At 62.6% G+C, this 12,084-nt stretch carries 13 protein-coding genes; 9 read left to right on the top strand and 4 right to left on the bottom strand.

What is annotated here, in order from left to right; all coding sequences use genetic code 11:
• Positions 1-113 precede the first annotated feature (113 nt).
• The 8 genes from nuoG to nuoN are packed head-to-tail and all read left to right on the top strand — an operon-like array spanning position 114 to position 10,115.
• The gene (gene nuoG, locus ACMCNM_RS21260) at positions 114-2,828 is read left to right on the top strand and encodes an NADH-quinone oxidoreductase subunit NuoG (protein WP_412765352.1); all 2,715 of its coding nucleotides are present in this window, start codon (positions 114-116) and stop codon (positions 2,826-2,828) included.
• On the top strand, positions 2,825-3,832 hold the full coding sequence (gene nuoH / locus ACMCNM_RS21265) for an NADH-quinone oxidoreductase subunit NuoH (RefSeq protein ID WP_027592813.1): 1,008 nt from the start codon (positions 2,825-2,827) through the stop codon (positions 3,830-3,832). Before nuoG ends, nuoH begins: the two co-directional genes overlap by 4 nt.
• Before the next feature lie 11 nt (positions 3,833-3,843).
• Positions 3,844-4,392 carry an NADH-quinone oxidoreductase subunit NuoI gene (nuoI, locus tag ACMCNM_RS21270; protein ID WP_027592814.1) on the top strand — a complete coding sequence of 183 codons (549 nt, stop codon included), beginning with the start codon at positions 3,844-3,846 and terminating at the stop codon, positions 4,390-4,392.
• Between the two features lie 10 nt (positions 4,393-4,402).
• Positions 4,403-4,903, top strand: a complete 501-nt coding sequence (nuoJ, locus tag ACMCNM_RS21275; protein ID WP_412765353.1) for an NADH-quinone oxidoreductase subunit J — start codon at positions 4,403-4,405, stop codon at positions 4,901-4,903.
• A gap of 3 nt (positions 4,904-4,906) precedes the next feature.
• Positions 4,907-5,215 (top strand): NADH-quinone oxidoreductase subunit NuoK, encoded by a 309-nt coding sequence (gene nuoK / locus ACMCNM_RS21280; protein WP_008096201.1) that lies wholly within the window; start codon positions 4,907-4,909, stop codon positions 5,213-5,215.
• The gene (nuoL, locus tag ACMCNM_RS21285) at positions 5,212-7,065 is read left to right on the top strand and encodes an NADH-quinone oxidoreductase subunit L (RefSeq protein WP_027592816.1); all 1,854 of its coding nucleotides are present in this window, start codon (positions 5,212-5,214) and stop codon (positions 7,063-7,065) included. The genes nuoK and nuoL overlap by 4 nt, the downstream gene beginning before the upstream one ends.
• A 40-nt stretch (positions 7,066-7,105) precedes the next feature.
• Positions 7,106-8,638: an NADH-quinone oxidoreductase subunit M gene (gene nuoM / locus ACMCNM_RS21290; RefSeq protein WP_186680783.1), complete on the top strand. Its 1,533-nt coding sequence runs from the start codon at positions 7,106-7,108 to the stop codon at positions 8,636-8,638.
• 7 nt (positions 8,639-8,645) lie between these two features.
• Positions 8,646-10,115 (top strand): NADH-quinone oxidoreductase subunit NuoN, encoded by a 1,470-nt coding sequence (gene nuoN, locus ACMCNM_RS21295; protein ID WP_085272593.1) that lies wholly within the window; start codon positions 8,646-8,648, stop codon positions 10,113-10,115.
• Between the two features lie 66 nt (positions 10,116-10,181).
• Here nuoN and ACMCNM_RS21300 read toward each other — a convergent pair whose 3' ends face one another.
• Positions 10,182-10,430 (bottom strand): ogr/Delta-like zinc finger family protein, encoded by a 249-nt coding sequence (locus ACMCNM_RS21300; protein ID WP_081717454.1) that lies wholly within the window; start codon positions 10,428-10,430, stop codon positions 10,182-10,184.
• A gap of 201 nt (positions 10,431-10,631) precedes the next feature.
• On the opposite strand from ACMCNM_RS21300, the gene ACMCNM_RS21305 reads away from it, so the two are divergent.
• A complete protein-coding gene (locus ACMCNM_RS21305) occupies positions 10,632-11,021 on the top strand; it encodes a helix-turn-helix domain-containing protein (protein ID WP_412765354.1) in 390 nt (129 codons plus the stop codon).
• Here ACMCNM_RS21305 and ACMCNM_RS21310 read toward each other — a convergent pair.
• The 3 genes from ACMCNM_RS21310 to ACMCNM_RS21320 are packed head-to-tail and all read right to left on the bottom strand — an operon-like array spanning position 11,018 to position 12,005.
• Positions 11,018-11,380 (bottom strand): hypothetical protein, encoded by a 363-nt coding sequence (locus ACMCNM_RS21310; RefSeq protein ID WP_099428747.1) that lies wholly within the window; start codon positions 11,378-11,380, stop codon positions 11,018-11,020. The genes ACMCNM_RS21305 and ACMCNM_RS21310 overlap by 4 nt on opposite strands.
• Positions 11,373-11,744 carry a head completion/stabilization protein gene (locus ACMCNM_RS21315; RefSeq protein ID WP_275746067.1) on the bottom strand — a complete coding sequence of 124 codons (372 nt, stop codon included), beginning with the start codon at positions 11,742-11,744 and terminating at the stop codon, positions 11,373-11,375. Before ACMCNM_RS21315 ends, ACMCNM_RS21310 begins: the two co-directional genes overlap by 8 nt.
• Before the next feature lie 12 nt (positions 11,745-11,756).
• Complete coding sequence (locus ACMCNM_RS21320; protein WP_027592821.1) at positions 11,757-12,005, bottom strand: helix-turn-helix domain-containing protein; 249 nt, start codon at positions 12,003-12,005, stop codon at positions 11,757-11,759.
• Positions 12,006-12,084: the final 79 nt, after the last annotated feature.

The following is a 12,084-nucleotide window of genomic DNA, read 5'->3' on the forward strand; positions in this document are numbered from 1 at the left end:
TCCGTGCCACCCGCCAGCCTGCAGGCCGGCCCGAACGATTCGCGGCGGGCCGCAGGCGTACAGATTTCCATTAGCCACGCCCGCTCACGCGGGCCAACGAAGAACTTTGAACAATGGCCACTATCCACGTAGACGGCAAAGCGCTCGAAGTCAACGGTGCAGACAACCTGTTACAGGCATGTCTGTCGCTCGGCCTCGACATCCCTTATTTCTGCTGGCACCCCGCGCTTGGTAGCGTTGGCGCCTGCCGGCAGTGCGCGGTCAAGCAGTACACCGACGAGAACGACACCCGTGGTCGTATCGTCATGTCCTGCATGACCCCTGCCTCCGACGGCACCTGGATCTCCATCGAAGATGAAGAGTCCAAGGCGTTTCGCGCCAGCGTCGTCGAATGGCTGATGACCAACCACCCGCACGACTGCCCAGTGTGCGAGGAAGGCGGTCACTGCCACCTGCAGGACATGACGGTAATGACCGGCCACAACGAGCGCCGCTACCGTTTCACCAAGCGTACCCACCAGAACCAGGACCTCGGCCCGTTCATCGCACACGAGATGAACCGCTGCATCGCCTGCTACCGCTGCGTGCGCTACTACAAGGACTACGCAGGCGGTACCGACCTGGGTGTTTATGGCGCCCACGACAACGTGTACTTCGGCCGCGTTGAAGACGGCGTGCTGGAAAGCGAGTTCTCCGGCAACCTGACCGAGGTCTGCCCGACCGGCGTATTCACCGACAAGACCCACTCCGAGCGCTACAACCGCAAGTGGGACATGCAGTTCGCACCGAGCATCTGCCACGGCTGCTCCAGTGGCTGCAACATCAGCCCAGGTGAACGCTACGGCGAACTGCGTCGCATCGAAAACCGCTTCAACGGCTCGGTCAACCAGTACTTCCTGTGCGACCGTGGCCGCTTCGGTTATGGCTACGTCAACCGCACCGATCGCCCACGCCAGCCACGCCTGGCCGATGGCACCAAGCTGAGCCTGGACGCCGCACTGGACAAAGCCGCCGACCTGCTGCGCGGGCGCACCATCGTCGGTATCGGCTCGCCGCGCGCCAGCCTCGAAAGCAACTACGGCCTGCGTGAGCTGGTCGGTGCCGACTACTTCTATTCGGGCATGGAAGCGGGCGAACTGGCCCGTGTGCGCCTGGCCCTGAACGTGCTGAACAACAGCCCGCTGCCGGTGCCGACCCTGCGCGACATCGAAGACCACGACGCTGTGTTCGTGCTTGGCGAAGACCTGACCCAGACCGCCGCCCGCGTTGCCCTGTCCGTACGCCAGGCCACCAAAGGCAAGGCCGAAGCCATGGCCGAGGCGATGAAAGTGCAGCCTTGGCTGGACGCCGCAGTGAAAAACATCGGCCAGCACGCGCTGTATCCGCTGTTCATCGCCAGCCTGGCTGAAACCAAGCTGGATGACGTCGCTGAAGAATGCGTACACGCAGCCCCGGCTGACCTGGCCCGCATCGGCTTCGCCGTGGCCCACGCCATCGACCCGAGCGCCCCGGCCGTTGCAGGCCTGGACGAAGAAGCCAAGGCCCTGGCCCAGCGCATCGCCGATGCCCTGGTTGCGGCCAAGCGCCCATTGGTAGTTGCCGGTACCTCGCTGGCCGACCCGGCGTTGATCGAAGCCGCCGCCAACATCGCCAAGGCCCTGAAGCTGCGCGAGAAAAACGGTTCGCTGAGCCTGGTCGTGCCTGAAGCCAACAGCTTCGGCCTGGCGATGCTGGGCGGTGAGTCCGTCGATGCCGCGCTGGACGCGGTCATCAGCGGCAAAGCCGACGCCATCGTGGTCCTGGAAAACGACCTGTACACCCGCGTCTCGGCCGCCAAGGTCGATGCCGCCCTGGCTGCAGCCAAAGTCGTGATCGTTGCCGACCATTCCAACACCGCCACCCTGGAACGCGCTCACCTGGTACTGCCGGCTGCCTCGTTCGCCGAAGGCGACGGCACCCTGGTCAGCCAGGAAGGCCGCGCCCAGCGCTTCTTCCAGGTGTTCGACCCGCAATACCTGGACAGCAGCATCCTGGTCCACGAAGGCTGGCGCTGGATGCACGCCCTGCGTGCGACCCTGCTGAACAAGCCGGTCGACTGGACCCAACTGGACCACGTCACCAGCGCCTGCGCCGAAGCCGCCCCACAACTGGCTGGCATCGTCAACGCAGCGCCTTCCGCCGCGTTCCGCATCAAGGGCATGAAACTGGCCCGTGAACCGCTGCGCTACTCCGGCCGTACCGCCATGCGCGCCAACATCAGCGTGCACGAACCGCGTACCCCGCAAGACAAGGACACCGCGTTCGCCTTCTCGATGGAAGGTTACTCGGGCTCCGTCGAACCGCGCCAACAAGTGCCGTTCGCCTGGTCGCCGGGCTGGAACTCGCCGCAAGCCTGGAACAAGTTCCAGGACGAGGTCGGTGGCCATCTGCGTGCCGGTGACCCGGGCGTGCGCCTGATCGAATCGCAAGGTGATCGCCTGAACTGGTTCAACGCCATCCCGGGCGCATTCAACCCGGCCCGTGGCACCTGGACCGCCGTGCCGTTCTTCCACCTGTTCGGCAGCGAAGAAAGCTCCTCGCGCGCCGCCCCGGTGCAAGAGCGCATTCAGCCTGCCTACGTGGCCCTGGCCAAGTCCGAAGCCGACCGCCTGGGTGTCAACGAGGGTGCCCTGCTGAGCCTGAACGTCGCCGGTGTGGCCCTGCGCCTGCCGCTGCGCATCAATGAAGAGCTGGGCGCTGGCCTGGTCGCGCTGCCGAAAGGCCTGGCCGGCATTCCGCCTGCCATCTTCGGTGCATCCGTCGAAGGCCTGCAGGAGGCAGCACAATGAGCTGGTTCACCCCCGAAGTGATCGATGTGATCATCCAGGTCGTCAAGGCTATCGTGGTGCTGCTGGCCGTAGTCGTCTGCGGTGCGCTGCTCAGCTTCGTCGAGCGCCGCCTGCTGGGCTGGTGGCAGGACCGCTACGGTCCTAACCGTGTCGGCCCGTTCGGCATGTTCCAGATCGCCGCCGACATGCTGAAGATGTTCTTCAAGGAAGACTGGAACCCGCCCTTCGTCGACAAGATGATCTTCACCCTGGCGCCGGTCGTGGCCATGAGCGCCCTGCTGATCGGCTTCTCGATCATCCCGATCACACCGGGCTGGGGCGTCGCCGACCTGAACATCGGCCTGCTGTTCTTCTTCGCCATGGCCGGCCTGTCGGTGTACGCCGTGCTGTTCGCCGGTTGGTCGTCGAACAACAAGTACGCGTTGTTGGGCAGCCTGCGGGCCTCGGCACAGACCGTCTCGTACGAGGTGTTCCTGGGCCTGGCGCTGATGGGCGTGGTGGTGCAGGTGGGTTCGTTCAACATGCGCGACATCGTTGAATACCAGGCCCAGAACCTGTGGTTCATCATTCCGCAGTTCTTCGGCTTCTGCACCTTCTTCATCGCTGGCGTCGCCGTGACTCACCGTCACCCGTTCGACCAGCCGGAAGCGGAACAGGAACTGGCCGACGGCTACCACATCGAGTATGCCGGCATGAAATGGGGCATGTTCTTCGTCGGTGAGTACATCGGCATCATCCTCATCTCGGCGCTGCTGGTGACCCTGTTCTTCGGCGGCTGGCACGGTCCGTTCGACCTGCTGCCTCAGGTGCCGTTCCTGTGGTTCGCGCTGAAGACCGCGTTCTTCATCATGCTGTTCATCCTGCTGCGCGCCTCGATCCCGCGCCCACGCTATGACCAGGTGATGGACTTCAGCTGGAAGTTCTGCCTGCCGCTGACCCTGATCAATTTGCTGGTGACCGCTGCGATCGTGCTTTACAACACGCCAGCCGTCGCGGCCCAGTGAGGATTTGACCCATGTTCAAGTATATCGGCGACATCGTTAAGGGCACCGGCACTCAGCTGCGCAGCCTGGCCATGGTGTTCTCCCACGGGTTCCGCAAGCGCGACACCCTGCAGTACCCCGAAGAAGCGGTGTACCTGCCGCCGCGCTACCGCGGCCGCATCGTCCTCACCCGCGACCCCGACGGCGAGGAGCGCTGCGTAGCGTGCAACCTCTGCGCGGTGGCCTGCCCGGTCGGCTGCATTTCGCTGCAGAAGGCCGAGACCGAGGACGGTCGTTGGTACCCCGAGTTCTTCCGCATCAACTTCTCGCGCTGCATCTTCTGCGGCCTGTGCGAAGAGGCGTGCCCGACCACCGCGATCCAGCTGACTCCGGATTTCGAAATGGCCGAGTTCAAGCGTCAGGACCTGGTGTACGAGAAAGAAGATCTGCTGATCTCCGGCCCCGGCAAGAACCCTGACTACAACTTCTACCGTGTTGCGGGTATGGCGATCGCTGGCAAGCCGAAAGGCTCTGCACAGAACGAAGCCGAGCCGATCAACGTGAAGAGCTTGCTCCCATAAGGACAGAAAGATGGAATTCGCTTTCTACTTCGCATCCGGGATCGCCGTGGTCTCCACCCTTCGGGTGGTGACCGGCACCAACCCCGTGCACGCCCTGCTCTACCTGATCATTTCGCTGATTTCCGTGGCAATGATCTTCTTCGCCCTGGGTGCGCCGTTCGCCGGCGCCCTGGAAGTGATCGCCTACGCCGGCGCCATCATGGTGCTGTTCGTCTTCGTGGTGATGATGCTCAACCTGGGGCCGGCGTCGGTCGCCCAGGAGCGCGGCTGGCTCAAGCCTGGCATATGGGCCGGGCCGGTGATTCTCGCCGCCCTGCTGCTGCTCGAGCTGCTGTACGTGCTGTTCGTCACCCCAAGCGGCGCAGCCATCAGCGGTACCACCATGGACGCCAAGGCCGTGGGCATCAGCCTGTTCGGCCCGTACCTGCTGGTGGTCGAACTGGCCTCGATGCTGCTGCTCGCCGCAGCCGTCACCGCCTTCCACCTGGGCCGCGTTGAGGCGAAGGAGTAAATCATGGGTGCTATCCCTCTCGAGCATGGTCTGGCGGTCGCCGGCATCCTGTTCTGCTTAGGTCTGGTTGGCCTGATGGTCCGCCGCAACATCCTCTTCGTGCTCATGAGCCTGGAAGTCATGATGAACGCCTCTGCCCTGGCGTTCATCGTCGCCGGTGCCCGTTGGGTCCAACCCGACGGCCAGGTGATGTTCATTCTGGTGATCAGCCTGGCAGCCGCCGAGGCCAGTATTGGCCTGGCTATCCTGCTGCAGCTGTATCGCCGCTTCCACACTCTCGACATCGATGCTGCCAGTGAGATGCGCGGATGAACCTTATCTTCCTGACTTTCGTCTTCCCCCTGATCGGCTTCTTGCTGCTGTCGTTCTCGCGCGGGCGGTTCTCGGAGAACCTGTCCGCCCTGATCGGCGTCGGCTCGGTGGGCCTCTCGGCCGCGACAGCCGCCTACGTCATCTGGCAGTTCAATGTCGCCCCGCCTGAAGGCGGTGCGTACAGCCAGCTGCTGTGGCAGTGGATGTCGGTGGACGGCTTTGCGCCGAACTTCACCCTGTACGTGGACGGCCTGTCGGTCACCATGCTCGGCGTGGTCACCGGCGTAGGCTTCCTGATCCACCTGTTCGCGTCCTGGTACATGCGTGGCGAAGCCGGTTACTCGCGCTTCTTCTCGTACACCAACCTGTTCATCGCCAGCATGCTGTTCCTGGTGCTGGGCGATAACCTGCTGTTCATCTACTTCGGCTGGGAAGGCGTGGGCCTGTGCTCGTACCTGTTGATCGGTTTCTACTACAGCAACCGCAACAACGGTAACGCAGCACTCAAGGCCTTCATCGTCACCCGTATCGGCGACGTGTTCATGGCTATCGGCCTGTTCATCCTGTTCGCCCAGCTGGGTACCCTGAACGTGCAGGAACTGCTGGTGCTGGCACCGCAGAAGTTCCAGGCGGGTGACACCTGGATGGTCCTGGCTACCCTGATGCTGCTGGGTGGCGCGGTCGGTAAATCAGCCCAGCTGCCGCTGCAGACCTGGCTGGCCGACGCAATGGCGGGCCCGACCCCGGTTTCGGCACTGATCCACGCCGCAACCATGGTGACCGCGGGCGTATACCTGATCGCCCGTACCAACGGCCTGTTCCTGCTGGCGCCGGACGTCCTGCACCTGGTCGGCGTAGTCGGCGGTGTGACCCTGGTACTGGCCGGCTTCGCCGCGCTGGTTCAGACCGACATCAAGCGTATCCTCGCCTACTCGACCATGAGCCAGATCGGCTACATGTTCCTGGCCCTGGGCGTTGGCGCCTGGGACGCGGCGATCTTCCACCTGATGACCCACGCCTTCTTCAAGGCCCTGCTGTTCCTTGCCTCCGGTGCGGTGATCGTTGCCTGCCACCACGAGCAGAACATCTTCAAGATGGGCGGCCTGTGGAAGAAACTGCCGCTGGCCTACGCCAGCTTCGTGGTCGGTGGTGCCGCCCTGGCTGCCCTGCCAATCGTCACCGTGGGCTTCTATTCCAAGGACGAGATCCTCTGGGAAGCCTTCGCCAGCGGCAACACCGGTTTGCTGTACGCCGGCCTGGTCGGTGCGTTCATGACCTCGCTGTACACCTTCCGCCTGATCTTCATCGCCTTCCACGGCGAAGCCAAGACCGAAGCCCACGCGGGCCACGGCATCAGCCACTGGCTGCCGCTGGGCGTGTTGATCGTGCTGTCGACCTTCGTCGGCGCCTGGATCACCCCGCCACTGGCCGGTGTACTGCCTGAAAGCGCCGGCCATGCCGGTGGCGACGCCAAGCACTCGCTGGAGATCGCCTCGGGTGCCATCGCCATCGCCGGTATCCTGCTGTCGGCCCTGCTGTTCCTGGGCAAGCGTCGTTTCGTCAGCGCCGTCGCCAACAGCAGCATCGGCCGCGTCCTGTCGGCCTGGTGGTTCGCTGCCTGGGGCTTCGACTGGATCTACGACAAGCTCTTCGTCAAACCTTACCTGCTGATCAGCCACATCCTGCGCAAGGACCCGGTTGACCGCAGCATTGGCCTGATCCCTCGGATGGCCCGTGGCGGCCACGTCGCCATGAGCAAGACCGAGACCGGCCAGCTGCGTTGGTACACCGCCTCGATCGCCGTCGGCGCCGTGCTGGTACTCGGCGCTGTGGTAGTGGCCGCGGTATGACTATGAATCTTGCGACTTTGCCAAAGGAAACCAACCCGTCATGATTTTGCCTTGGCTGATCCTGATCCCCTTCATCGGCGGCTTCCTGTGCTGGCTGGGTGAGCGCTTCGGCGCCACCCTGCCGCGCTGGATCGCGCTGCTGACCATGTCCCTGCTGCTCGGCATCGGCCTGTACCTGTGGGGCACCGGCGACTACACCCTGGCCCCTGCTCCGGGCGCCGAACCTGCCTGGGCACTCGAATACAAAGTCGAGTGGATCAAGCGCTTCGGCATCAGCATCCACCTGGCCCTCGACGGCCTGTCGCTGCTGATGATCCTGCTGACCGGCCTGCTCGGTGTACTGTCGGTACTGTGCTCCTGGAAAGAGATCCAGCGCCACGTCGGCTTCTTCCACCTCAACCTGATGTGGATCCTGGGCGGTGTGGTCGGTGTGTTCCTGGCCCTGGACCTGTTCCTGTTCTTCTTCTTCTGGGAAATGATGCTGGTGCCGATGTATTTCCTCATCGCGCTCTGGGGTCACAGCTCCGCAGACGGCAAGAAGACCCGGATCTACGCTGCAACCAAGTTCTTCATCTTCACCCAGGCCAGCGGCCTGATCATGTTGGTGGCGATCCTTGGCCTGGTGCTGGTCAACTACAACACCACCGGCGTACTCACCTTCAACTACAGCGACCTGCTCAAGGCCGAACTGCCGGCCGGTGTCGAGTACGTGCTGATGCTGGGCTTCTTCATCGCCTTCGCGGTCAAGCTGCCGGTGGTGCCGTTCCACTCCTGGCTGCCTGATGCGCACGCCCAGGCACCGACTGCAGGTTCCGTGGACCTGGCGGGTATCTTGCTGAAGACGGCGGCCTACGGCCTGCTGCGCTTCGCCCTGCCGTTGTTCCCGAACGCCTCGGCCGAGTTTGCGCCGATCGCCATGACCCTGGGCCTGATCGGTATCTTCTACGGTGCCTTCCTGGCCTTCGCGCAAACCGACATCAAGCGCCTGATCGCCTTCTCCAGCGTTTCGCACATGGGCTTCGTGCTGATCGGTATCTACTCCGGCAGCCAGCAAGCCCTGCAAGGCGCGGTGATCCAGATGCTGGCCCACGGCCTGTCGGCAGCCGCGCTGTTCATCCTGTCCGGCCAGCTGTACGAGCGCCTGCACACCCGTGACATGCGTCAAATGGGCGGCCTGTGGCACCGCATCGCCTACCTGCCTGCGATCAGCCTGTTCTTCGCCGCCGCATCGCTGGGCCTGCCAGGCACCGGCAACTTCGTCGGCGAGTTCCTGATCCTGATCGGCAGCTTCGCCAGCGTGCCGTGGATCACCGTGATCGCCACCACCGGCCTGGTCTTCGGCTCGGTCTACTCGCTGATCATGATCCACCGCGCCTACTTCGGCCCAAGCAAAAGCGACGCCGTGCTGGCCGGCATGGACGGCCGCGAGCTGATCATGGTGCTGGGCCTGGCAGTGCTGCTGATCGTGCTTGGTGTGTACCCGCAGCCGTTCCTCGACACTTCTGCCGCCACCATGAGCGGTGTGCAGCAGTGGCTTGGTTCCGCTTTCACTCAACTCGCTTCGGCCCGGTAAGAGCGCTATGGAATTCACCACTCAACACTTCATCGCATTGGCGCCGATGCTGATCACCACCATCACCACGGTGGTGGTGATGCTGGCGATCGCCTGGAAGCGCAACCACTCGCAGACCTTCCTACTGTCCACCGTGGGCCTGAACCTGGCCTTGCTGTCGATCTTGCCAGCACTGAAGGTCGCGCCCCTGGCGGTGACCTCGCTGATCACCATCGACAAGTTCGCCTGCCTGTACATGGCGATCATCCTGGTGGCCACGCTGGCCTGCGTCACGCTGGCCCATGCCTACCTTGGCGAAGGCGCCAAAGGCTTCCCGGGCAACCGTGAAGAACTCTACCTGCTGCTGCTGATGTCGGCACTGGGTGGCCTGGTGCTGGTCAGTGCCAACCACCTGGCCGGCCTGTTCATCGGCCTGGAGCTGCTGTCGGTGCCGGTCTATGGCCTGGTGGCGTATGCCTTCTTCAACAAGCGTTCGCTGGAAGCCGGCATCAAGTACATGGTGCTGTCGGCTGCAGGTTCTGCCTTCCTGCTGTTCGGCATGGCATTGCTTTACGCCGATGCCGGTAGCCTGAGCTTCGACCAGATCGGTAAAGCCCTGGCAGCCACCAACATGCCAAGCCTGGTCGCACAACTGGGCCTGGGCATGATGCTGGTCGGCCTGGCCTTCAAGCTGTCGCTGGTGCCGTTCCACCTGTGGACCCCGGACGTGTACGAAGGTGCTCCGGCGCCCGTCGCTGCGTTCCTGGCCACCGCCAGCAAGGTTGCGGTATTCGCCGTGGTCGTGCGCCTGTTCATGCTCTCCCCTGCTGCCAGCAGCGGCGTGCTGAGCACCGTTCTGGCGGTGATCGCGGTGGCTTCGATCCTGGTCGGTAACCTGTTGGCACTGACCCAGAGCAACCTCAAGCGTCTGCTGGGTTACTCGTCGATCGCCCACTTCGGTTACCTGGTCATCGCCCTGGTCGCCAGCAAGGGCCTGGCCCTGGAAGCCATGGGCGTGTACCTGGTCACCTACGTGATCACCAGCCTGGGTGCCTTCGGCGTCATCACGTTGATGTCCTCGCCTTACGGCGGCCGTGATGCTGACGCCCTGTACGAGTACCGTGGCCTGTTCTGGCGCCGTCCGTACCTGACTGCCGTGCTGACCGTGATGATGCTGTCGCTGGCCGGCATCCCGCTGACTGCAGGCTTCATCGGCAAGTTCTACATCATCGCCACCGGCGTCGAGTCGCACCTGTGGTGGCTGGTCGGCGCCTTGGTGATCGGTAGCGCCATCGGTGTTTACTACTACCTGCGCGTCATGGTCACCCTGTACCTGGTCGAGCCAAACCTGCGTCGTCACGATGCCCCGCTGAAGTGGGAACAGCGCACCGGCGGCGTCATGCTGCTGGCCATCGCTATCCTGGCCTTCGTGCTCGGTGTGTACCCGCAACCGCTGCTGGAAATGGTTCAGCAGGCCGGCCTGCAACTGATCGGCTGATCAGCCCTGCAAGACAAAACACCCCGCTCATGCGGGGTGTTTTTTTTTCTGCGCCAAAGGGGCTGTCTACTCGACCGCTTCAGGCAATGCGGCCCTGCGCAGGTCGCCATTGGCCGATGGCAGGTGGACTTCAGGGTTAGGCATACCGCTGGGAGAAAGTTCATGGGTCATTTCAAACTCGGCTCGCACTGACCAGCCACAGGCCTCGGTGGTGCATTGCAGGTAGGCGACCCGAAGAAATATATGGCGCCCCTCACTGGTACGTATGCGCATACGGCTGTTGCAATGCGGGCAGACCAGCTTATACGTACTCACGATAGGCACCTGCTGGCATTACATACGCTGTTGATCTGTGAGAATGATCGTTTAGTTGTGTCAGTATTTACTGCATAAGTGACTGTATTCTTCGGTTTGATGCTTCTCATTGCAGAAATGCTCCTTAAAAACGCAGGGCTGTATTCATAGCGATTAGTTTAAGCCCATGGAATATCATTAAACCAGACATGGATATTTGTTATGAGTACTAACTTGCTCTCGCCTGTACTTGCGCGCCTGAAGCTTTTGATGGGTTGCGAGACCGATGCTGAGCTATCCAGAGCGCTGGCCATCAGCCCGCAGACGTTGAGCAGCTGGAAGGTTCGCGACAGCATTCCATACTCAATATGCATAGAAATCGCCAGGCAGCATGCGTGCTCCCTCGACTGGCTGCTGCTGGGTGAACCTGTTCAACATCGCAACGCTGAAAAGGATGACTGGGAGTGGGACATGCTCGAGCGGCTACGCACGCTTTCTGCAGACGACCGCCAGGCGGTGCTGCTGCTCATCCAGGACAAACAACGTATCCAACAACTGGAACAGCAACTGAGCGCGCTTGCCAAACACCTGCCTGAAACCCTCAGCCGTTAACCTCTGCGTCGCCAACGCTGGATGATTTCGCTCGGGTCCAGCGCATCCAGCGAAGCCATGACCTTTAGGCTGATCGGGATTACCACCACGGCTGCCACGAAGGCGGCCATGCCACGGGTAAGCATGGGCGCCAGGGACATCACCAACGGCTCGAACAGGTGGCCCACACCTACGGTCACGAACACCAGCAGCCCTTTCTTGCAGATCGTCAGGCGCGTGGATGTATTGGTGATCAAGCGGTCTCGAGCGGCGCTGACCAACAGGGCCCCCAGCAACGCGCTGAACAGGACCGTGCCATCCATGCCCACGAGCTCCAGAGCGGCCACGAACAGGCCCTCGAACAATGTGCACTCACGCATAAGCACCTCCCCTGCGCGACGCCTTCCGCTGGGGAACTGCGCGCAGATCTCGCAGGATCGAGGCCTCTACAAAGCGCGTGTAACAAACCAGCAGTGCCCGCCCATGATCGTGCCCAGATACATCCTCCAGGCGTTTATAGCCCCGCTCACGCAGTGCCGCGCGCCAACGTGCGAACTCTCGCGCTGCATCGATAGCGGCACATTGTGCTGCAACCTCGAAGTGCGCCTGACTGGTATCGGGCCGAAGCTGCAAGCGCTCACGCAATGCCGCCAGCTCCAGACGCGGCCAGAACGGGTCATGGCAGTCTGGGAACCGGGGCCCTACGGCAGTAGGTTCAAGATGAGTTGCTGTTCGCTGATTCATGTTCATCCCCCCTCACTGCTCGGCCAGCATGCCGTAGCGAATCGCCCTGATGACGGCCGCCACGCGTGTAGGCACATCGAACTTGCGCAAGATATTGGCAACGTGAAAGTTCACCGTTGACTCCTTGCACTCCAAGATCTGGCCAATTTCCCACGAGCTCTTGCCGTAGGCACACCACAGCAATACCTGCCGCTCACGCGGCGTCAGGTGGATGGGTGAATCCGAGAGGGATTCGGGCGAGTGTCGTGCGTTGTCATTCATCGTTGAACTCCACGAGTGTTTGAGAGAGGCATCACTGCCGATCTGCAAACACCTTACGAAGCACCCCGCCCCCCCTCCA

It is taken from the genome of Pseudomonas sp. NGC7 (assembly GCF_047159675.1).
GTDB lineage: Bacteria > Pseudomonadota > Gammaproteobacteria > Pseudomonadales > Pseudomonadaceae > Aquipseudomonas > Aquipseudomonas kermanshahensis.